Source organism: Pirellulales bacterium, from assembly GCA_035546535.1.
Taxonomy (GTDB): Bacteria; Planctomycetota; Planctomycetia; order Pirellulales; family JACPPG01; genus JACPPG01.
In genome coordinates, this window is record DASZWQ010000010.1 from 1 (window position 1) to 20,979 (window position 20,979).

General features: G+C 62.3%; 16 protein-coding genes. 5 read left to right on the forward strand and 11 right to left on the reverse strand.

Annotation, left to right across the window (positions count from 1 at the left end; translation table 11 throughout):
* Positions 1-146: 146 nt before the first annotated feature.
* From VHD36_00830 to VHD36_00855, 6 genes are all read right to left on the reverse strand, one after another.
* Positions 147-2,249, reverse strand: coding sequence for a hypothetical protein (locus VHD36_00830; GenBank protein ID HVU85833.1), 2,103 nt, complete (start codon positions 2,247-2,249; stop codon positions 147-149).
* Positions 2,250-2,516: 267 nt separating this feature from the next.
* A complete protein-coding gene (locus tag VHD36_00835) occupies positions 2,517-3,671 on the reverse strand; it encodes a GTPase (protein HVU85834.1) in 1,155 nt (384 codons plus the stop codon).
* A 24-nt stretch (positions 3,672-3,695) separates the two neighbouring features.
* Positions 3,696-4,481, reverse strand: a complete 786-nt coding sequence (locus tag VHD36_00840; protein ID HVU85835.1) for a type III pantothenate kinase — start codon at positions 4,479-4,481, stop codon at positions 3,696-3,698.
* Positions 4,478-5,488 (reverse strand): GTPase ObgE, encoded by a 1,011-nt coding sequence (obgE, locus tag VHD36_00845; protein ID HVU85836.1) that lies wholly within the window; start codon positions 5,486-5,488, stop codon positions 4,478-4,480. The genes VHD36_00840 and obgE overlap by 4 nt, the downstream gene beginning before the upstream one ends.
* A gap of 88 nt (positions 5,489-5,576) precedes the next feature.
* Positions 5,577-5,825, reverse strand: a complete 249-nt coding sequence (gene rpmA / locus VHD36_00850) for a 50S ribosomal protein L27 (protein HVU85837.1) — start codon at positions 5,823-5,825, stop codon at positions 5,577-5,579.
* A 110-nt stretch (positions 5,826-5,935) separates the two neighbouring features.
* The gene (locus tag VHD36_00855) at positions 5,936-6,946 is read right to left on the reverse strand and encodes a hypothetical protein (protein HVU85838.1); all 1,011 of its coding nucleotides are present in this window, start codon (positions 6,944-6,946) and stop codon (positions 5,936-5,938) included.
* A gap of 321 nt (positions 6,947-7,267) precedes the next feature.
* On the opposite strand from VHD36_00855, the gene VHD36_00860 reads away from it, so the two are divergent.
* Positions 7,268-8,488, forward strand: a complete 1,221-nt coding sequence (locus VHD36_00860) for a M48 family metallopeptidase (GenBank protein ID HVU85839.1) — start codon at positions 7,268-7,270, stop codon at positions 8,486-8,488.
* 26 nt (positions 8,489-8,514) lie between these two features.
* Here the strand turns inward: VHD36_00860 and VHD36_00865 are convergent, their stop codons facing one another.
* The 4 genes from VHD36_00865 to VHD36_00880 form a co-directional block, all read right to left on the reverse strand.
* Positions 8,515-9,498 (reverse strand): aldo/keto reductase, encoded by a 984-nt coding sequence (locus VHD36_00865; GenBank protein HVU85840.1) that lies wholly within the window; start codon positions 9,496-9,498, stop codon positions 8,515-8,517.
* A gap of 12 nt (positions 9,499-9,510) precedes the next feature.
* The gene (locus VHD36_00870) at positions 9,511-11,796 is read right to left on the reverse strand and encodes a PAS domain S-box protein (protein HVU85841.1); all 2,286 of its coding nucleotides are present in this window, start codon (positions 11,794-11,796) and stop codon (positions 9,511-9,513) included.
* Between the two features lie 117 nt (positions 11,797-11,913).
* On the reverse strand, positions 11,914-12,753 hold the full coding sequence (locus VHD36_00875) for a glycoside hydrolase family 16 protein (GenBank protein ID HVU85842.1): 840 nt from the start codon (positions 12,751-12,753) through the stop codon (positions 11,914-11,916).
* Positions 12,754-12,904: 151 nt separating this feature from the next.
* The gene (locus tag VHD36_00880; protein HVU85843.1) at positions 12,905-13,996 is read right to left on the reverse strand and encodes a DUF6687 family protein; all 1,092 of its coding nucleotides are present in this window, start codon (positions 13,994-13,996) and stop codon (positions 12,905-12,907) included.
* 116 nt (positions 13,997-14,112) lie between these two features.
* On the opposite strand from VHD36_00880, the gene VHD36_00885 reads away from it, so the two are divergent.
* The 4 genes from VHD36_00885 (at position 14,113) to VHD36_00900 (ending at position 18,425) form a co-directional block, all read left to right on the forward strand.
* Positions 14,113-14,409 carry a hypothetical protein gene (locus VHD36_00885; GenBank protein ID HVU85844.1) on the forward strand — a complete coding sequence of 99 codons (297 nt, stop codon included), beginning with the start codon at positions 14,113-14,115 and terminating at the stop codon, positions 14,407-14,409.
* Positions 14,410-14,492: 83 nt separating this feature from the next.
* On the forward strand, positions 14,493-15,188 hold the full coding sequence (locus VHD36_00890; protein ID HVU85845.1) for an MgtC/SapB family protein: 696 nt from the start codon (positions 14,493-14,495) through the stop codon (positions 15,186-15,188).
* A 92-nt stretch (positions 15,189-15,280) separates the two neighbouring features.
* Positions 15,281-15,826 carry a DUF4112 domain-containing protein gene (locus tag VHD36_00895; GenBank protein ID HVU85846.1) on the forward strand — a complete coding sequence of 182 codons (546 nt, stop codon included), beginning with the start codon at positions 15,281-15,283 and terminating at the stop codon, positions 15,824-15,826.
* Positions 15,827-15,980: 154 nt separating this feature from the next.
* Positions 15,981-18,425, forward strand: a complete 2,445-nt coding sequence (locus tag VHD36_00900) for a mechanosensitive ion channel domain-containing protein (protein HVU85847.1) — start codon at positions 15,981-15,983, stop codon at positions 18,423-18,425.
* Between the two features lie 20 nt (positions 18,426-18,445).
* On the opposite strand, the gene VHD36_00905 is transcribed toward VHD36_00900, so the two are convergent.
* Positions 18,446-20,854: an arylsulfatase gene (locus tag VHD36_00905; GenBank protein ID HVU85848.1), complete on the reverse strand. Its 2,409-nt coding sequence runs from the start codon at positions 20,852-20,854 to the stop codon at positions 18,446-18,448.
* Positions 20,855-20,979 lie beyond the last annotated feature (125 nt).

The following is a 20,979-nucleotide window of genomic DNA, read 5'->3' on the forward strand; positions in this document are numbered from 1 at the left end:
GACCACCCGACGTTGCACCTCGAACGACTACGCTTCAAACGCATGCTGGATTGGATCGTCCACCAAATCGTCGCCGTACTCCACGACGGCTCAACACCTTGCGTTGAAACCGGACCTTAACACGTGACTTGGCACTACTGATTCATTTATTTCCGCTGCACCTCCGTAGGTTTGGCGGCCATTGCATCAAAGGCGTCTGCTTGTTCGTCATCGCCCAGGAATCGATGCATGGTGGCCAGGTTGGCGCACGGAACACGCAATGCATCCTGCTCGAGCACGCCTTCCTCGACGGCCTTTTCCATCAACTTCAAACCGCTCCGCGTCAGCCGCACAGCCTCTTCGTGATTGCCCGTGGCCCAGTAGGACACGGCCATGCTGACGAAGCTTTCGCCGTGCCGCCCTCCTTCGACGAGCGCGGCGGCAGGCACGGGGCGCTCCAGCATCGGGATGGCCCTTTCGAACCAGCCGACCGCCTGCTGGGGATCCTTCATGTGCAATGCACAAACCGAACCCATGCGGAAGTATAACCTGCCAAGCAGGTAGGTTTCGACCGGCTCAAGCTGCCGATCCACCGACCCGGCTTCAAGATGTTCGACTGCCAGGGCGCCGTATTTAAGCGCCTGTTCGGCATCGCCGGCGGTGTGAAAGACCTGCAGGGCGTCGTAGAGCGCCGTGCCCAGGTCCCATTCCAGTTGACGACGACGCGCCGCATCGGTCGTCGCTTCGAGCGCCGGCCCAGCGATGGCCAGGGCCTTTTCGGCCCACGGCGTCGGATCCAGGTCTCCTTCCATGCCGACGCAGGCCGCGAGAGCCTCGCGGCAAACGCGCAATCGCATATCGAACGAAGCGTTTTCGCTCGCGGCGGCTTCCCTGGCCAGTTCCTCGGCGCGATTCAACCACGAAGGGACCATGGTTTTCTTCTTTTTCCAATTCCCCCAGGCGATGTTCCGCGCCGCGGCCAGATGCGCCACGATGATCGATTCCTGCGCCAGCCGCCGCACTGTCGGATTGCGGTCTTGCGCAAGGGGCTCGGCCAACTTGATGGCTTGCACGTGCAGAGGAAGCGCCGTTTTGAAATCACGTCCCGGGCCGGCCGCGATCTGGTCGCCTAATTGGTTCAGCGCGCACGCTTTCAGGTCCGGCCGCGCCGCCGCCAGCGCCAAGCCTTGCTTGGTTTGATCGATCGCCTTGGCGAACTGCCCGTTGTCGGCCAACAGGGCGCCCGCCGTAAGCCGGTAGCGCGGGTTGCGCGGGTCGAGCTTGACCGCCAGCTCACTTGCCTTGGTAGCCGCGTCGATCTGCCCCGCGTCGCGCAGCAGACGTGCGCGGAGCCAGTGCGCCCGGGCACATTGGGGATCGACCACCAGAGCTTGGTCCAAGTCGCGTTGGCAAGCGTCGACGTCTTTGTCCATGCGCTGCTCGGCGCGGAGCGTGAAGGCTTGAGCGTCGATCTTCTCGTACACAAGTTCCGCAACGCGCTGCCTGCTCCCCTTGGCGAGTACGACGAGCGCGCCCGCCTCGGGCAGTGCCATGCCAACCGTCTCGCCGAATTCATCCACGACCTCGGCGGGCTCGAACTTATCCAGGCCCATTTCCGACGCCAATTCACGGTAGGGTGGATGCAATTCGAACGAGACCACGATCGCTTGCACTTTGTCCTGCAGGCAGCGGACCTCGACGCGCTGTCCGCTGTCGAGCCGATAGATACGCCGCACGACGTCCTTTTGATTGGTTACGGAAAGCGGCTTTTTCAAGGCCCGATCGGCGTCTTTGCTGGTTGATTGCCCGACCCGCAGTCCATGGAACTCCGCCGGTTGTGGCCGTTCGACGGGTTTCTTGGCCTTCTTGATCTTGTCGAGCAACGTTCCGCCAGGCGGAGGCGGCGCGCCGGTGTCGTCCGTTTCTTCGGCAGGCGATTCACCATTGTCGGCGCCTTCGGTCTTCGTCTCCGACGACTGCGCTCCGCTTGCTTCCGGCGCGGGAGCGTCCGGCGCATCGTCGCTTGGGCCGCTGTCTTTTTCGCCGCTGGATTCATCAGCCGAGGTTGTCTCGTCGGACGCCGCTGCTGGTTCTTCTTCCGGTAGAGGCGCCGGCGGCAAATCGCTTTCGGCCTCTACTTCCGCATCAGCAAGACCGGAGGCACGCGGCCGTGACGGCTCAGTGGGCGCAGCTACAGCCGCACCATGGTGTGGCCCCACGACAAACCAGATGAGTGCCATCGACAACGATCGAACAAGCAGCCGGGACATGCTAACGTCTCCTTCTGTCGAAGCCCCGCAAATCATTCGCCAGAGCAGAGCTCCTCGGTGCGCCACGATAACTCGTGACGAGCAAATCGCGCGAATACCATTCGCTCGGGTGGCGTGGTCCGTTAACTGTGGCGAACGTCGCGCGCCGCTCCGATCGCTAACGACACCCTCCTTGAATCCCGCGAAAAGCCGCGTGAGTATAGCGTTACGGCGATATGCGCCTAGAGAGATCTACGTTTGAAGTCGGTTCGCATTGCAGCAACCGCCTCAAGCTGGCGGCCGCGCGACCAGGCCTGACAGCAACTCGATTGCCAGCGCGCTGTCGCTGTGCCTGACAGCAGCGAGCGCATCCTCGATCGATCGACATTGCGCGGTCGTGAAAGCAACCCCGACGCCCGTGCGTGGAGGATCGGGCACCAGGCGATCGCTGATAGCAGCCAGCAATTCCCCGAGGCCTGCGCCCGTGACAGCACTCGTCCGCAGCATGCCGTCTGGCGAGCCTGGTTGCAATGCTCCGGGCTGCAGATCGCATTTCGTCAGTGCCGTTAGCGCTGCGGGAAAGTCCTCGACGAGCCGCCGCTGCGGCGCCGTCATCGGTTGGCAGGCGTCGAAAAGCAGTACGATCAGGTCGGCGCTCTGCAGCCGCGCGAGCGCCCTTTGCACGCCGGCTGATTCCAGCGGGTCGTCGCTGTCGCGCAGACCGGCCGTGTCCGACAGAGTGACCGGCCAGCCGTCGATCGCCGTATCGGCCGTGATCACGTCGCGGGTCGTTCCTGGCGCGTCATAGACGATCGCGCGCTTGTAGCCGACCAGCGCATTGATCAGGCTGCTTTTGCCCACGTTGGGTGGTCCGGCCAACACAACGTCGAAGGGCGCGACAAGATGCCGGCCGAGCGCCGCACGCTCGGCCAGAAGCTGCAAGCGCTCACAGGCCGCATCGAAATGTCGTTGGCGGCAATCCGTAAGAACTTGCTCGATTTCGCGCGTCAGGGCGCCGTGACACTGATCGAGCAAGACGTTCGCGGTCCGCTCGGTGCGCGCCGCGGCTAGCGCTAGCCAGGCGTCCTGCTCGATGGAGTTCGCCATACGTCGCGCAAGCCAGGCACGCTCTTCGACACGCGCGCCGCCGATGGATTCGAGATCGTGGGCAATACGGCTTACCGCCGCCAGGCCGCCGTGGCAATGAATCTCGAATTCTTCGGCAGCACTGCGGCAGACGACGATTTCTTCGCCTTGAGCCGCGGCCCACCGCCCGTGATAAATCCGTTGGGTTTGCAAGTCGGTGGGCAACCGCGCGGACGAAGAAATGAAGTACTCCGCCAACGCATGCGCCGCCCCAGGCCCGGCAATCGCGATCACGGCCACTGCGCCGCGTCCCGGCGCGGTGAGGGTGCAGAATTCGAATTCGGCGCTAGTGGCCATGACGGCGCCGCCTGCAGAGTTGAACTATCGTGCTGCGGTCAGCGCGATGCCGGCCAATGTGAGATGCGGTACGTACTGCACGTTATCGCCCAACAGGGGCGCGACCGAGGGGGCCGCGCCGCCGCTGAGAAACATGCGCGGGGACGCCTTGAAGCCGCGGCTCAAGCGTTCGACCAGCTCGCGCACACCGCCGACGGCGCCCCAATAGAGCCCGGCCTTCATGGCACCCACCGTGTCTTTACCCAACGGAGCGGGGGGCTCGTCCAATCGCCCCATCTCGATCAGTGGCAAAAGATCCGTGAACTCGTGCATCGCCCGGGCGCTGGTGGCGATGCCCGGCATGATCGCGCCGCCGACAAAAGCGCCTTGCTCGTCGACCACGTCGACCTTAATGGCAGTGCCAAGGTTGACGATGATCGCCGGTTGACCCGCAGCGCGCAATTGATTCACTGCCACCGCATCGAGCAAGCGGTCGATACCCACGCGGTCGGGCTTGGGCATCGAGATCGTAAGAGGCAGATCGGACGAAGCGATCATCGTAATCCGTGTGGCGCTCTGGCTCTGCAGCCAAGCCACCAGCCGGCCCGACACTTCGCGCTGTACGCTGCCAATCCACCAGGCAAGGCGCGTGACATCGTGCTCGGGCAGCCATGCCGCGATGCGCGGTAATTCTTCGGGGCCGGGCCCAATGTCGAGAATCTTCGCAGGCTCGGGCAGCGGCCGTTGGCCGGCGCTTTCGAACAGTCCCAGCTTGACGCGGCTGTTGCCGATATCGACAGCCACGAGCGGCACAGCAGTTGTCGTATTCATGCCTCGGCCCCTGAAGAGCGCTGCGCCGCCAATTCGCTCGCGATCGCGGTCAGCAATTTGTCCAGCCCCTGGCCCGTCACGGCCGACATGCTGAGGACGTCGCGCCCCACGAATTCGCTGAGCTGCCGCTGTACTTCGGCGGCGTCGGGCAACTCGGCCTTCGACACCACCACGATCTCGGGTCGTTCGCCCAAGCGCGGATCGTGCATGGCCAGCTCGTTGCGAATCGTCTGGTAATTCGTCAAAGGATCGCTTCCGTCGAGCGGCATCGGCTCGACCAGGTGGACCAGGATGCCGGCGCGTTCGATATGCCGAAGAAACTCGTGGCCGAGCCCCGCGCCCTCATGCGCGCCTTCGATCAAGCCAGGAAGATCGGCCAGCACGAACGAACGTTCGGCGTCAAGCTGTACCTGTCCGAGATTCGGATACTTCGTGGTGAACGGATAAGCCGCGATCTGCGGCCGCGCATGCGACAGGCGGCTCAACAGCGTGCTCTTGCCGGCGTTCGGTTTCCCGATCAAGCCCACGTCGGCGATGACTTTCAACTCGAGTACCAGCTCGCGCGATTCCCCCTCTTGCCCTTTGGTCCATTGCCGCGGCGCGCGGTTCGTCGCCGACTTGAAGTGCAGGTTCCCCTTGCCGCCACGCCCTCCCTGGGCCGCGACGACGGAATCGCCCGAACGCGCCAGGTCCTTGATGACAAATCCGCCAGCGGCATCGATCACGACCGTGCCGGGCGGAACGAGCAGGAGCATATCTTCGGCGCCCCGACCATAGCGATTCGAGCCGCTGCCGGCCTGACCGCTTTCCGCGCGCCAGTGGTAGCGGTGCGTGAGCGCGGCCAGGTTGTTGACGCCATCGCGCGCCTCGATGATGACGCTGCCGCCGTTGCCACCGTCGCCGCCGTCGGGCCCGCCATGCGGGACGAATTTCTCGCGGCGGAAGCTGAGGCAGCCGTCACCGCCTTTGCCGGCGTCGACCTGAATTTTCACCCGATCGACGAACATGTCGCCCTGCGATGCGCGAGGACCAAAAAAAACGGGAACGACCCGACATGGACCGTCCCCGCGTGAATGCAGTGCAGCAACGAGCGAGTTAGCCGGCGGCTAGGACGTTGACCCGGCGCCCACTGCGATCGAACGAGACGACGCCGTCGACCAAAGCGAAGAGCGTGAAGTCTTTCCCTTGGCCGACGCCACGTCCGGCCTGGTAACGAGTGCCCACCTGGCGCACCAGGATGTTGCCGGCCGTGACTTGCTCGCCGCCGTAGCGTTTGATGCCGCGGCGCTGACCGTTCGAATCGCGACCGTTACGGCTCGAGCCTTGACCCTTTTTATGTGCCATGACTGTATCTCCTTGTATCGGGCGGTGCCGGCTGCGAGCTACGAAGAGCCCAGGCAAGACGGAAGCATAACTGATCGGTCCGAGCTTGATTGTCCAGGGGCGCCGGCGTGCTACGGCACCGCTTCGTCGGCACCGGCGGCTGCTTCCGCAGGCGGTTCGACTTCCGCGGGAGGGGCCGGATCGGGTTTTTTAGCGATAAATCCCTTCGCCGTCAATTCCCCATAGGCCCAGGCATAGTCCACGAAGCGGATTTCCTCCTCGTGTTCCAATTCCTTGTCCCCCGGACGCCAGAAGTTAAGGATCAGGGTCTTGGCGAAGAATTCTCGACCCTTGCCCGGCGGGTCCCCCTTCTGGAAAACTCCCGGCGGGTCGATCCAGCGGTAGGCGTTGGTTAGTCCTTGGACGTAAATCGAGAAGCGATCGGTGGCCGGGTCGATATCTTCCCAGGTGGCCACGCCCCAGACGGTCGTGTCCTGGCCCTTGGGCGTGGGGTTGATGCGGCCGATCATTTCGCTCGTGTTCAACAGCGGTCGATTTGCGTCTTCGCGCTTGCGGATCAGTGGCGTGGCCAACGGAATGACACGGCTGGGATAAACCTTGCCGGCGTCATTGACGAGCACAAAGTAGGGGACGAAGGTGACCGGCTTGTCGCTGGTATTCTTGACACTGTAGACCAGGTACCAGACGAGTTTGTCCTGCATGCGGCCGTCGGGCATCGGCTCGTCGACGTGAACGAAGCGCACCGGTTTGAACGAGAATTCGAGCGACCAGACCTCGCGGCGAAAGACGGTGTCGCGCGCCGGGGATTTGCCTTTGGAGTTGCCCCGGGCCCACGCGCGTTCGGCATAACCTGGATCGGCGGCGAGCACTTCGACGACGTCGTGCCGCTCGTACGCCTCGTCCAGTTGCGACTGCGGATCGACCGTGCGCATGGCATTGGGCGCGAGCTTGCGGAACTTAGGGCGCGCCGGGGTCGCGCTCCGCGCCACGCTCGCCGGAGCGGGGGGCCGGGCGGCGGCTGGCCGCGGCGCTTGCGCCGTTGCTTCGCCGTCGCCAAACGCGCCGACGAAAAGCACGCCCACGATCGTCGAAATCACATGTAAAGCGCAAGATCGGGGCATAGCCGGTCTGTCGGTTGTCGGGGGAAACGGCTGCTGCGGAAGGGGCCGGACGTCGCCCTCCTCCCAACGATCAAGAAGAGGTAAGTTTTTAGCTTAATTAGCGTTCCGTAGCAGGGTCAAGCATCCCGGGCCGGGTAATAATGGATTCGGGCCCGAACGGCCAATTCCGGTCCGGTTGTGCGTTCGCGGACGTGCCGGACCGGGGTCACCAGTGGCTGCCGATTTTCGCTGTGGCCGCCCGTCAGGCGTTTTGGGAATCAGTTTTGCTCCACGTCCGCCCGGGGAACCTTGGTTCCAGGCTACGCATAAAGAAGGGGTCGCATGTCGGTTTCTAGAACGCCCGGTGATTCGCACCCAGCGGAAGGACCCACGGTAACGCCGACGGCGGCCGCGGGTGTTACCCTGCCGACCGATGGCATGGTGGTCGAAGCGCCGTCGGAAATGACCGCCGAGCAGTTGGCCGAGGCGCAGCAGTACGGCCGCTGGCAACTGGCGCTCGATCTGGCGGATTCCGTGGCGGATCTCCTGTTCTTAGGACTATTTGCTTTTTTGGCGGCCGTGCCGCTCGATGCCTGGCTGGCTGAGCGAATTCCCGCGCCGTTTCCCCGACTGATCGCGCTGTACGCGATCATGATGGGGCTGCACGAATGCGTTTCGTTTCCGCTGGCCTGGTACTCGGGCTATGTGGTCGAGCATCGCTTTGGCCTCAGCCGGCAAACGTTTGGCCAATGGTTCGCCCGGCATGCCAAGCGTTTTTCGCTGGCGGCTGGCTTTGGCGCCGTGATGGTGGTCGCGCTGTACTCGCTGTTCTGGTTCGTCGGCGCCTGGTGGTGGGCGGCCGCGGCGATCGGGTTCTTCCTGGTGAGCGTCGTGCTCGGGCAACTCGCGCCGGTATTGATTCTGCCGCTCTTTTACAAGATCGAGCGGCTCGACAATCCGGAGCTTGCCAATCGTTTTGCTCCCTTGGCCGCGGAATCAGGACTGTCGATCGAAGGCGTATACCGCATGATCCTCAGCGACGAAACCGCCAAGGCGAACGCCATGCTCGCCGGGCTGGGGCGCACGCGCCGCGTGCTCTTGGGCGACACGCTGCTTGAGGGCTTTTCGCTCGACGAGATCCAGGTCGTTTTCGCCCACGAGATCGGCCACCACGTGTTTCGACACATTCCGAAATTGATGGCCCTGGGATTTGTCTTCAGCCTGGCGGGATTCTGGTTCTGTGATCGGGTGCTGGCCTTGTGGATCGGCACGAGCGAATACGATCCGCGGACGATGCCTGTCTACGCCTTGCCGATGTTGATGTTCGCCCTGAGTATCTTTTCCTTGGTGCTGGGACCGCTGCAGAACGTGACGAGCCGGCGTTTCGAGCGGCAATGCGATCGCTTTGCTCTCGTGAAAACGGGGCTGCGGGATGCGTACATCTCGGCATTTCGCAAGCTGTCAAAATTGAATAAGGACGATCCTGCGCCGCCGCGCCTGGCTGTCGCGCTTTTTCACAGCCATCCTCCGATCGGCGAACGGATCGCCATCGCCGAGGAGTGAGCTAATGCTGCCGAGAGAGGTCGCGCCTAAGAATGCCCAAGAATTGGGTGAACCTCGTACGGCTCGGCCAATGCCTTCAGCTCGTCGGCGTCTAGCTTGACGTCGAGAGCGGCCACCGCGTCTTCGAGATGGTGCATCTTGCTCGCGCCGATGATCGGCGCGGTGACGACCGGCTGGGCGAGCAGCCACGACAGTGCCACTTGTGCATTCGATACGCCGCGCCGGGCCGCGATCTGGCTGACTCGGTCGACGACTTGAAAATCGGAAGGCCGGTAATAGAGCTTGTGACCGTAGTCGTCGGTTTTTGCGCGGACCGTGTCGCCAAAATCCTCTTTCCGCCGATTGCCCGTCAGGAACCCGCGCGCGAGCGGGCTCCAGGGAATCACGCCGATTCCTTCCTCGACGCACAACGGGAGCATCTCGCGCTCCTCTTCGCGATAAACCAGGTTGTAATGGTTCTGCATCGTGACGAAACGGGCGAGTCGCAAGCGGTCGGACGTGTACAACATCTTGGCGAATTGCCAGGCGAACATCGATGACGCGCCGATGTACAGCGCCTTGCCCGACTTGACCACGGCGTCGAGCGCCGCGAGCGTTTCCTCGATCGGCGTTTCATAGTCGAAGCGGTGAATCTGGTACAGGTCGACGTAATCGGTGCCGAGCCGTCGCAGGCTGTCGTCGATCGAATGCATGATGTGCTTCCGCGACAGGCCGCGATCATTCGGCGCATCGCCCATGGCATTGAAGACTTTGGTGCCGATGACGACTTTGTCGCGCGGTGGGCCGAAATCGCGCAAGGCCCGCCCCAGGATTTCTTCGCTCACGCCCAGGGAGTACATGTCGGCCGTGTCGAAGAAGTTGATACCCAGCTCCAGCGCGCGGCGCAGAAAGGGCCGGGATTCTTCTTCCTCGAGCACCCACTCGCGCCATCGTTTGCTGCCGTAGGTCATCGTGCCCAGGCACAAGCGCGAGACTTTCAAGCCCGTCGATCCCAACCGCACGTACTGCATCACAGCGACTCCTCAAAAGCGAGGCACGAAGGGCAAGTCGACCATCACCTGCGTCCCTTCTCCGGGGGCGCTTTTCAATTGGAAGTGACCGCCGGCGAAACGAGCGCGCTCGGCCATGCTTTGCAGGCCGTGCGTCCCGTGGGCGTTGTTGTTCGTCGTGAAGCCCACGCCCCAATCGCGCACTTCCAGGTGTACGAGATCGCCGCGCCGCGTGACCTCGACGCGAACCCTCTTCGCCTGGCTGTGCTTGCGAATATTGGTCAGGGCTTCTTGCGCGATGCGGAAGAGCGCCTCCTCGGCCTTGGGGTCGATGCGTTCCAGGAAATCGTCCTTGACGAATTCCACCTGCACGTGGGCCCGGTCTTCTTCCTCGATGAGTTGCTCCAGAGCGGCCACGACTCCCAGATCGTCGAGCACCGGCGTGCGAATGCCGTTGATCAGTTGGCGGCCCTCGTTGACGGCGCGTCGCAGGTCGGCGGCCACGCTATCGACGAGTTCCCGCCCCGCCTGATTTTGGGCGGGCAACTCGAGCGATTGCAATTGCATGAGCGCGCCGGCGGCGTATTGGATCAATCCATCGTGCACCGCGTACACGATCAGTTGCCGCTCGCGATCCTGCTCTTCCAAGGTGCGGCGCAGTAATTCCTGCTCGGCTTTGAGCGAATCGAGCGCGCGACGGCGCTCGGTGATATCGGTCGTGGCTCCGCCCACCCCGGTCACCAGCCCGTTTGGATCGGTAATGGGAAACTTCACGGTGGCGAAGACGCGTTGATCTTGACCGTCCGGGATCGGGTCTTCGAACGCGACCGGACCGCGCGAGGCAATGACTTGCCGATCGATTTCCGCGAATTGGTCGGCGATCGTGGGCGTCATGTGACTCGAGCGCGTCATGTTGAGCAGATCGTAGTTCGTCTTGCCAAGGATCTGCTCGTTGCTGACCCCGTAGAGTTCCTCCCAGCGCCGATTCACTTGCACGTATCGCCCTTCGAGGTCCTTCAGAGAGATGATGTCGGGGGAGTTATCGAGAATCGACCGCAGACGAGCTTCGTCGGCGCGGATCACATCTTCGATGACCTTGCGATCGGTCATGTCGACGATCGTACCCACAAAACCAGTCACGCTCTCGGCGTCGTCAAACAACGCAAGCACCGAGGCGGCCACCCAACGCACGCCGGTCGTTTTGTTGAGAAAGCGGAATTCGGACGTCGCGTTCCTGTGATTGCGGGCCGCGTCAGCCCATTCGGCAACGACGCGCTCTCGGTCATGCGGATGCAGGAATTTCGTCCAGCCATCCCCCATGGCCTCGTCGGCGCTTCCGCCGGCGATTTCACACCAGGCGTCATTGACGAACTGGCAACGTCCCTCGGCATCGGAAAAGAAGATACCAACCGGCGCGTAAGTGGTCAGCTTGCGAAAGCGTTCCTCGGCCTGACGCAGGGCCTGCTCCGTTTTCTTGCGCTCGGTGATCTCGATCACCGTGCCGATGAAACGCGCGGGCCTGCGCTGCTCTCCGTCTCCCTGGAAGAACGCCTGGCCCTTGACGATGAACCAGCCCACCGAATCGTCGGGCCGCAGCAGCCGGCAATCGATCTCGTAGCGGCCGTCGCCGCGGGGATCGAGCGCTTTTTCGACGGCAACTTGCGCCCGCTCACGATCTTCCGGGTGAATGCGATCCAGAAAATTGATGTGCGTGACATCTGTGTCGGGCGCCAGTCCGAACATCGTCTTGGTGCGCTCGGACCAGGTGCGCTCGCCCGTGATCGGATTAAAGTCCCAGGTGCCGATCGCCGCCGATTCGACGGCCATGCGAATTCGCTCTTCCCGCTCGCGCAGGGCGATTTCGGCCGCGGCGCGGCGTTCGATCTCGACGGCAAGTTGTTCGCGCTGCGCCCGTGCGGCCGCCTCGGCCCGTTCGCGCACGGCGATCTCGGTTTCCAGTTGCAGTTGCCGGGTGGCCATGCGCGCACGGGCGGCACGCGCGTTTTCGATCAGCCAGCTTAGGAAAGTGCCGACGCCGACAAAGATCGCCAGCACCAAGAAGAATTGAGGCGAAACATCCGCGGCTTCAAAACGCCTGCTAAGCATCACTGCCACGGATATGGCCCCGAGCGTCGTGGCCATCAAGCCGGCTCGCATGCCGGCATTCCAGGCGCTGAGCGCAACCGCAGCCATAAGGGGCAGATAGGGGCTGCGCAAGTCGAGCCATGGGACAACCACGTACCGCCGCAACAGCAGCATCGCGGCCGTGGCCAGCGCTGCGACCAGCAGGTCACGTAAGACAATTCGAGATCGACTCATCGCGATTGCGCGAAGGGAACATGCGTCGTTGAGAAGCGCGCCCTGGGTCCGCTCTGCATGATTCTGGCACAAGCCTGCGCTTGACGAAATAGCCCGACTGCCGGCAATCGGTTGCCATCACCGCGGCTTTCGGTCCCAAACCCGCACGTAGTCGATGCGCCACGCTTGCGTGCTGCCGTCCGGCTTGCCGATCCACTCCCCATCGTCGCCCGCAGCCAGACTCAGCATCAGGTACATCCGGACGCCGGTGCCGGCCGGAGACGGCTTTTGCATCACCGGCTTGCCGTCGAAGTACCAGGTCATCCGGTCCTGGGTCCATTCGAAGCCATAAACGTGCATCGCTTCAGAAATATCGACCCCGGTATCAACGAACTGGCCGGCCTCGATCGGCTTGTTCTTCGTGCCCGACATCACGGCCGGGTAATACTGATTGTTGATGCGGCTGCTGGCCTGGAAAATATCGACTTCGGGCGGCCACACGACATCGTCCCAGTTGCGCGTCCACTTCATCATCCAAAACGTCGGCCAGAAACCCTTGCCGCCCGGCGCCTGACAGCGAATTTCCGCGTACCCGTATTGAAACGAAAACAATCCCGCCGTCGACAGACAGCCCGACGTGTACGTAAAGGGGCTGGGCAGGCCGGGCGTAGGGCGCGCGGTGATCGTGAGAATGGAATCCGTGACGCTGAAAGGCGAGGGAGCGATTTTGTCCCCCTTGCGCACGTCGACGTAGATTTGCATTTCGCCGGGAGTTGCGTTGCTCGTGACGCCGGCGCCGAGCGGCCAGCTTGTCTTCCATTTCATTCCTTGTAAAAAGTCGTTGGCCGAGTCGAATTCCGAGGCAAACAAGAGCGTCGCCCCGTTGCCAGACGCTGGCGCGGAAGGATTCTTCGCGTCTTGAGCCATCGCCGCGGCGCCGAGCACGGCACAAACGGTAATAGCGAGAAGGCATCTCATGGGTCGCGATCTCTGTTTGGCGAAACGGTCATAGGCGGGCACAAAAGGATACGTCACGCGCAAATATCATGCCGGCAGTGGTTTTCTCCGCTGGCGCCGCGCCGAACGTTCGCGTGGAACTCTGCCAGTGCGCGACCTTATTTCTCGCGCTCTAAAGGATGTCGCGGTCGGCAAAGACGGGCCCGAGAACTTCAGCGACCGTTTCCGGCTCTAACGTGCTGGGCGTCGCCGCGCCGCGCGAATCGAGAGTCCTGGCCGCCAAAGGAAATTGTCCCTGAATCGCGTCGCTGAAGGGACAGGCGCGGCTGCCTGTCATCCATTTTCCGGCGCCGGTCTCCGCGGCGTTGAGCCGCTCGATCGCGGAATCGAAAGCCGGCAGGTCGAGCTCATAGCTTTCCATGCCGTCGCCGTAGTTCAAGCCCCAAACCATCCAGCGATTCACAATGTCGGCCCACAGATAACCTGGGTACCAAAGGTCGTGATGCCAGCCATCGGCCGCTTCGGCCGAGACCAGGCACATGCGCTGTTCATCCCAGTGGGCGCGCGCGTGCGGCCACAGAATCGCCCGGGCCGAGATTCGCTCGTTGAATTTGGGGACATAGGTCGCTTCCTCGACCCGATCACCAACAACCGAGCGTGGAATCACATAGTGCGCGAAGTAGCGGTCACGTGGGACGCGCAAAATGGTTCCGGCGGCGACGAGTTCCACGCCTCGCCGCAGCGGCGCGAGGGACGCCTCGATTTCCGCGCTGTCTGGATCGGTTTGAGCGATGAGGCCCGGGATGCGGCGAAAAGCTTCTTCGTAAGTGGCATGGAGAGGCTGACCCTCGCCACGGCGGATGTTCATCAAGCGCGTCAGGCCTTGAAACAATCGCTGGGCGGGGGGATCACCCCAGCTCCAAAAATCCCCCATTTCGGCCGCTTGAACAATCGTGCGCCGATTCGCGAGCGCGTGGCCGCTATGAACCAGCGTGTAAACCGACAGCATGCCATCGACGTCCAGATGGTTATTCACCGCCAGCGTCCATGGGACTTCTTCGGGCGGACGGTCGAGAAAGCGAAAGCAAATCTCGGTCGATGTGTCGGCCTGGTATCGACGCGGGGTGCGATTGGGGCGCCAATGGCTCAGATCGAGGTCGCGACCCTCTCGGAAACTTGTGCCGCCCGCACCGTCGCAATAAATAATCCGCTCGGCGTCCGCCGGAGGAGGTTCATGATCGAGAATGAGAAATCGCTCAATCATCGTTCGGTGCTACCAAAATGTTGAGAAGCCGCCTGGCAAGCGAGAAAGTTCCCATGGTTTGGCATCGAAATCGCACCGGTCAAATCGAGATCATTCCATCTTAAGGGATCCTCGCCATGGAAACCAACGTACGGCAACACCAGGCCGCCAGCATCGTGCGTGACCTGCTGAGCAAGGCCAGGGATGAGTCGCGATCCGACGAACAGCGCAAGAAAATCGCGGATATCGCCGCGAAGTATGCGTTCGCCCTCTATTTCGACATGGCCGAAACCGCGGGCAAGCCGCCCGTCAGCGCTGACATGGAATCGCGACGTGGCGTGCCTGACGATCCCGGCTACTTCGACAGCTTGGACGCCATCTGCGAGCTTTTGAGCTGCGTGGGAACGCTTGGTAAGCCTGAGGGCGCCGCCTAAAGCTACGCCCGCAATTCAGCGACCAAAAGCACAAGCGGCAAACGCGACGGAACCGCACGACGCAGGAAAGCACGAGGTGCATCATGTCGACCGTCGTCGGTTGGGACGAGATTGCTGTCCGCCTGATTTTAACCATTGTTGCCAGCGCACTGATCGGGCTCGATCGTGGCGAACATGGCCGGCCCGCGGGCTTGAGAACGACAATTCTCGTCGGGTTGGCGGCCGCCGCCTCCATGATTCAGGTCAACTTGCTGCTGGGGGTCGCCGGCAAGCCCCATGACTCGTTCATTGTCATGGACCTGATGCGCTTGCCGCTGGGCATTCTGTCGGGCATGGGGTTCATCGGCGGCGGCGCGATTCTGCGACGGGACAAAATGGTGACCGGTGTTACCACCGCCGCCACCTTGTGGTTCACCACCGTCATGGGCTTGTGCTTCGGCGGCGGGCAATTGCTGCTGGGCGTGGCCATGCTTGGGACCGGATTAGTCGTCTTGCTGTGCTTGAGGTGGATCGAAGACCGCATCCATCGCGATCGGCGGGCCACGCTCGCAGTCGCCATGGGCGAGAATGGACCAACCGAGGACCAGATCCGCGAAAAATTACTGGCCGCGCAATTCAAGATCGTATCGCTGGCCGTCACGCGCTTGCCGAGCTCCGGCGCCCGAAGGATACGTTGCGAGCTGATTTGGCACGCATCGCCAAGCGATTCCCGAACGCCGCCGCTCGTCGATCGCCTCGCCGCGCTGCCGGGCGTAAAGCGCGTCAGTTGGCAACCCTGAGACAACAGGGGGCGATTTCCCCGGCATGTGGTTTGCAACGCAAGGCGAACACGCGACTCCAATATCGTCCCACGTACAGCGAATAACCGGATATGACTACCAGAGAGATCAGCAACGTCGCAATACGTCCCGAGGTCCTCCGGTTCCGCGGCAAAGCCAGCCCGTCGATGGATGCTCAGATTTCCCAGCTGCAGCGGCTGGCCGACCTGATGGACACCGCCTTCGAGGTGCCTGGCACGGGCATCCGTTTTGGATGGGACGCCTTGATCGGTCTCGTACCTGGCCTGGGCGATACGATCACGTCGCTAGTTGCGCTGTACGTTGTGGGGGCGGCCAGCCGGATGGGAGTGCCCCGTGTGACGTTGCTTCGCATGATCGCGAACGTGGGCATCGATTGGCTGCTGGGAATCGTTCCGTTGTTCGGCGATCTTTTCGACGTTTACTGGAAAGCCAATCAGCGGAATGTCGCCATCCTCCGCAGTCAGTTCTCCGCTTCGACGGTCGAGCGGCGCCGCGCCAAACGTGCCGACTGGGCAGCGATGATCCTGCTCGCCACGTTGTTTGCCTGCGTCGTGGCTGGCGGCGCCTTGTTCGTCGCTCTGGCCGTCAAGGCGATCGGTTTCGTTTTTGGACTGTGAAAACGATTTAAGCGCGGATGCCACGGCGATGGGTGGCGGCCCATGTGCCAGCGACCGGTCGGCGGGCGTCCATCTTCATCGAGGGTTGTCGGCGGCCTGTGTTCGACCCGATCGCCCGAGCCAGCGGCACGACGTTTGCAATGCCCTTGGCGCGATGGCTACCCCTTCAGCAACGCTCATTCTTCGGCACCGGCAACCGGGGGGCTCCGCGCATTTCGCGGGGCGCGCCCTGGGCGCGCTTGCACTCTTGGCCGTCCTGGCAGCGACGTTGCGGGCTGATCTTGCCGAGCGCCGCACAATCGCCGCCGAAATACACGATCTATCGTCAGATGCCGCGACATCCGGTGATAAGGACAAGAACGACGAGCGATTGGCTCAATTGCAGTCGCTTGATGCCCTCTACGTGCAGATTCAAACGCGACGTGCCGAGCGGCAGCGCCTGGAGGATCAACAAAAAGCTCTCGAGCGCGCCGCGGAGTCTCACGAAAAACCCCAACTCGACGAGCCGAAGCCCTATTCGTTTCTGCTCTACGACTCGCTTCAGGATCAGTTGGCGATCGAAAAGGATCGCGCCAAAGCTTTGACCGCAGAGAGCAAATCGATCGCCAAGCTATTGGCAGCCGCGCACGAGGCGCTCGACCAGGAAAGCGGCGCGGAAAACAACGCAGGAAAAGAGACTGCGCCGCCGGCTCGACCGTCCGACGATCTGGCGATTGCACGCCAGCGTGCGCAAGTCCAGTTGCGCGCGTTGGACGTGGATCTCAACAAGTTGCGCCAGGCGGTGTGCGAAGCCAAGCAAAAGGAGTTGCAGGCCAAGATCGCAATTGTCCACAAGGACGTAAGATTCTCCGCGGCCGACCGTGACAAGCAACTGGCAACATTATCTGAATCGGAAGCATTGCTCAAAGGGCAACGCCGCCAGGTCGAACGGGAACTGCAGCGGATCGAAGGGGGAAACGCTGCCTTGGCGCGCCCGGCCGATGCGTCGAACGAACTGCAGACTGACAATGAACAGGCGAGCAACGAGCAGAGTAACCCCCCGCAGCATCCTCGCGACGCGAAGGCCGCCGGCGGCCGGCCGGTACGCGAGGCGGTCGACGCTTGCCAAAGCCAGCTCGTGCTGTTGGACGAGCGCCTGGAATGGCTCAATCGGTTACGGCGCGTGTGGCGGCAACGCTACGATCTCGCCAATGAGAAGCTTAACGCGGCCCGCCTGCAGCAATGGTTGGACGACGAAACCGAATTCCGCGAGGACCTGAACGACGCGATTCGCGCGCTGGAGAATCGCCGCGATACGGCGCGCACGCAACGAGGGTCGACGAATCTGGTCGTCGAACGTCCTGAGAATCCTCCGCCTGCCCATGAAGACGCCCAAAGCAAGGCGCAGCGCGAGCTGCGCGATGCGCGCCTGGGCGAGTTGGCCGAGACATGCGCGGCGACGTTGCTCGACGCCCAAGCCACGGAACGAATTCTGGACCGCTTTCATGCCGAATTGACGGACAAACTGCCTGAGGAGAGCACCTGGGGATCGGCCGGCCAGACGATATCTCGGTTGTTCCATTACCCAATCGCCGGTGAAGATGACCATACCGTCACCCTAGGCACGCTGCTCGTGCTTTTAGCCTGCGTGCTGGCAGGCGTTCTGTTCTCGTGGGCTTTCAGTCGGGCCATGCGCGACCTGGTGCTCAAGCGCTTTGGTTTGCATCGAGGGAAAGTCGACGCGGTCAATTCGATCCTCTTCTATGCGCTCTGTTTCGTCTTCGGTTTCACGGCGTTTCGCGTGCTGAACGTGCCGCTCGCCGCCTTCGCGTTTCTGGGCGGAGCGGCGGCGATCGCCGTCGGTTTCGGCAGCCAGGACATCATGAATAATTTCATGAGTGGCGTGATCCTGCTGGCTGAACAACCAATCCGCGTCGGTGACGTTGCGCGCATCAATGGGGTGACGGGCGTGGTCATGCACATCGGCATGCGCAGCACGCGCTTGCGAACCGAATCGAACTACGAGGTCACCGTACCCAACAAGGCCCTGCTCGATGAGCAGGTAACCAATTTCACATTATCCGACAACATGGTACAGGTCTCGGTCGTGATCACGCTCGACCGCGAAACGAAAATCGCCGAAGCCAAGGAGAACATGTTAAAGGTGGTCTTCGGCCACCCGGTGATTGTCAAGTCTTTACAGCCCTTGGTGCTCGTCAAGGAGATCGACAACTACTGGCTGACGTTCGAAATCCGCTTCTGGCTGCAGTATCAGAACTTTCAACAGTGCGCGGTCGTGCAAAGCCAGATCATGGAAGTCATCGGCGATATGTATCGCCCGCTGACGGACGAAGAAAAGGAAGCCAAGCGGGCAGCGGCCCCAAGCATCGATAGGGCGGGAGCCGAATCTGCGACCGAGAGCGAAGCCGGCGCGGACGTCGCGGCGGGCGAAACACTTGCCGAGCAGACGCCGCGCGACGAAGCGGCTGACGGCGTCGAAGTAGTGGCCGTCGGCAACGCAAATCCGCAACCTGCCAATGCCGACGTCGCCCCCCGCGGCCTCGACCCAGCGGCCAAGATGATGTTTCGCAAGCTGGGACGAAAGATCGTCAAGCGTTAGTTGCGCCTCTGCGGGCGCTTTCACTTCAGCTCGAGTTCCACCTGCTCGATCTCAGCGGGGAATGCAAACGGAGACTGCTTGGCATAGCTGGAAGTCACCGGCAGTCCGTTGTCGCGGCCGATGTCCATTCCCTCGTACAACGAGAAGCGAAAGACCACGGTGTGTTCCAGCCGTCCTTCGGCAACCTTCGCGTCGTTGACGTAGAGCGCGGTCTTGCCGCCGGTCGCGCGCTTGCCTGGCTCATCGGCGATGAATTCGAAACGGGCATTGATCTTTCCCGCAGGCAGCTTGTCGGCGGCGGTGAGTGTATCGGCCCGCAAGCCGTAAAAGTTGTACGTGTGCTTGAGCTTGCCTCCTTCGACGTACATCGCGTAGCCGCCCAGGAAGCTGCCGTTGGCGATGATCACGCCGTCGGCCCCCGACTCGGGCATGTCGAACTTGGCGCTCAATGTGTACGAGCGGCCGTTCATGTGTGGAATGGAGCCCGGCGGCAGGTTGTCCATGCCGGCACGATAAACATAGCGCGACTGGCCCGTCTCGGGAGGCAACATGCCGTAGTAGTACGAGTACTCGGCCAATAGCGGCAGCACGTTGTTCTTCGCCGCTTCTTCCCAGAAGAGCTCGCGCAGCTCCTTAACCTTCTCCGGATATTTGGCGGCGACGTCCTCGGACTGCGAGAAATCGGCGTCCAGGTTGAAAAGCTCGACCGGATCCTTGTCGGGATCCCACGCGCCGGGCGCGAAGCGCGCCATCGTCGGCGGCGTCATATCCCAGGGCAGCTTGGGCAGCCGCGCGCTCAAGAGCCAGCCATCCTTGTACATCGAGCGATTGCCCAGGATGGCAAAGTATTGCGACGTGTGCCGCGACTTGGCGTCACCGTCGAGAAACGAATTAGCAAAGCTCACGCCCTGTAGCGGAATCTGCTGCACGCCGTCGACTTGCCTGGCCGCAGGCAAGCCGGCGACTTCCAGGATCGTTGGCGCCACGTCGATCACGTGCGTGAACTGGCTACGGACGCTTCCCTTGTCCTTGATCTGTTTCGGCCAGGAAACGACCATCGGCGAGCGGATGCCGCCAAGATGCGAAGCCAGTTGCTTCCCCCACGGAAACGGCGTGTTGCCGGCCCAGGCCCAGGCCGAGGCGTAATGCGGATCGGTCTTCGGCCCACCCATCTCCTTGATGCCGCCGTGCAGCGAGATGAGCCTCAATTGTTGCTCGGGCGTCAACGGCACACCAAGCAACGAAACGATTTCGTTGAACGTGCCGGTCGGCGTTCCTTCCATGCTGGCGCCGTTATCGCCGAAGATGTACAAGACCAGCGTGTTATCGAGTTGCCCCAGCTCCTCGATCGCATTCATAACGCGGCCGATCTGGTAATCGGCGTTCTCCAAAAAGCCGGCGAAGACCTCCATCTGCCGAGCATAGATCTTCCGCTGCTCGGGCGGCAAAGAATCCCAGGCCGGAAAAGCCGGGTCGCGCGGCGTCAGTCGCGCATCGGCCGGGATCACGCCCCGTTGCTTTTGTCGCGCAAAGGTTTCTTCGCGCAGCTTGTCCCAGCCCTGATCAAATTTTCCGGCGTACCGATCGGCCCACGCTTTCGGCACGTGATGCGGGGCGTGCGTGGCGCCCGGCGCGAAGTACAAAAAAAACGGCTTCTCAGGCGATTGCGAGCGCTGCGCCTCGAGCCAATGCACAGCCCGCTCGGCCATAGCATCCGGAAAATAAAAGTCCTCGTCGTTCGGCACGCCGAGGATCGTGTTGTTCTCCGTCAGCAGCGTGTCGTACTGGCTCGATTCCGCTCCCAGAAAGCCCCAGAAGTATTCGAAGCCCAAGGCGTTCGGCCAACGATCGAAGGGACCGGCCGGACCGGTGCTGTGATCGGGCGTGAGATGCCATTTGCCGAACGCACTGGTCGCATAACCATTGTCGCGCAGCACGCGCGCGATCGACGCCGCGCTCTTTGGCCAGCGCCCCGAATAGCCAGGATAGCCACCCACCAGCTCGGCCACGGAGCCGAAACCCATGGTGTGATGATTGCGCCCGGAAAGTAGCGCCGCGCGCGTTGGCGAGCAAAGCCCCGTGACGTGAAAGCGGTTGTAGCGCAAGCCATTGGAGGCAAGCTTTTCGAACGTCGGCGTTTGGACGGGCCCGCCGAACGTCGACGGATTGCCGAAGCCGGCATCGTCCAACAAGATCAGCACCACGTTCGGCGCGCCCTCCGGCGCCTTCACGGGTGTCGGGTAATCGGGCTTCGAGCCGCCCAGCGTGCGGTCGGCCACGCCTTGAAAGCCGCGATCCGTGATCGGCAGCACCGTGCGGTCGGGTTCGGCGGCCCGCGCAGCGTTTTCCTTTGCGCGTGGCGACGACACAAGGTGCCAAGGCATCAAGGTCGCCAGAGTGACCAACAATGTCACGACATGAGGGCGCATGGGTTAATCCCCCCTTCGCGTGTGCGATGATTCAACGGAGCGACGTGTCGACCCTGGCTCCTGCGACCTTTATAGCGTGCCTGGGAAGTGCATTGCCAGCTTTCTCTGCGCGAAAAATTTCGCAG

Coding starts and splice junctions, on each gene's coding strand:
- VHD36_00840 (HVU85835.1), bottom strand. CDS start 4,481: ATGAATACGACAACTGCTGTGCCGCTCGTGGCTGTCGATATCGGCAAC.
- VHD36_00900 (HVU85847.1), top strand. CDS start 15,981: ATGGCTACCCCTTCAGCAACGCTCATTCTTCGGCACCGGCAACCGGGG.
- VHD36_00835 (HVU85834.1), bottom strand. CDS start 3,671: ATGGCCACTAGCGCCGAATTCGAATTCTGCACCCTCACCGCGCCGGGA.
- obgE (HVU85836.1), bottom strand. CDS start 5,488: ATGTTCGTCGATCGGGTGAAAATTCAGGTCGACGCCGGCAAAGGCGGT.
- VHD36_00870 (HVU85841.1), bottom strand. CDS start 11,796: ATGAGTCGATCTCGAATTGTCTTACGTGACCTGCTGGTCGCAGCGCTG.
- VHD36_00875 (HVU85842.1), bottom strand. CDS start 12,753: ATGAGATGCCTTCTCGCTATTACCGTTTGTGCCGTGCTCGGCGCCGCG.
- VHD36_00855 (HVU85838.1), bottom strand. CDS start 6,946: ATGCCCCGATCTTGCGCTTTACATGTGATTTCGACGATCGTGGGCGTG.
- VHD36_00860 (HVU85839.1), top strand. CDS start 7,268: ATGTCGGTTTCTAGAACGCCCGGTGATTCGCACCCAGCGGAAGGACCC.
- VHD36_00880 (HVU85843.1), bottom strand. CDS start 13,996: ATGATTGAGCGATTTCTCATTCTCGATCATGAACCTCCTCCGGCGGAC.
- VHD36_00905 (HVU85848.1), bottom strand. CDS start 20,854: ATGCGCCCTCATGTCGTGACATTGTTGGTCACTCTGGCGACCTTGATG.
- VHD36_00890 (HVU85845.1), top strand. CDS start 14,493: ATGTCGACCGTCGTCGGTTGGGACGAGATTGCTGTCCGCCTGATTTTA.
- rpmA (HVU85837.1), bottom strand. CDS start 5,825: ATGGCACATAAAAAGGGTCAAGGCTCGAGCCGTAACGGTCGCGATTCG.
- VHD36_00895 (HVU85846.1), top strand. CDS start 15,281: ATGACTACCAGAGAGATCAGCAACGTCGCAATACGTCCCGAGGTCCTC.
- VHD36_00830 (HVU85833.1), bottom strand. CDS start 2,249: ATGTCCCGGCTGCTTGTTCGATCGTTGTCGATGGCACTCATCTGGTTT.
- VHD36_00865 (HVU85840.1), bottom strand. CDS start 9,498: ATGCAGTACGTGCGGTTGGGATCGACGGGCTTGAAAGTCTCGCGCTTG.
- VHD36_00885 (HVU85844.1), top strand. CDS start 14,113: ATGGAAACCAACGTACGGCAACACCAGGCCGCCAGCATCGTGCGTGAC.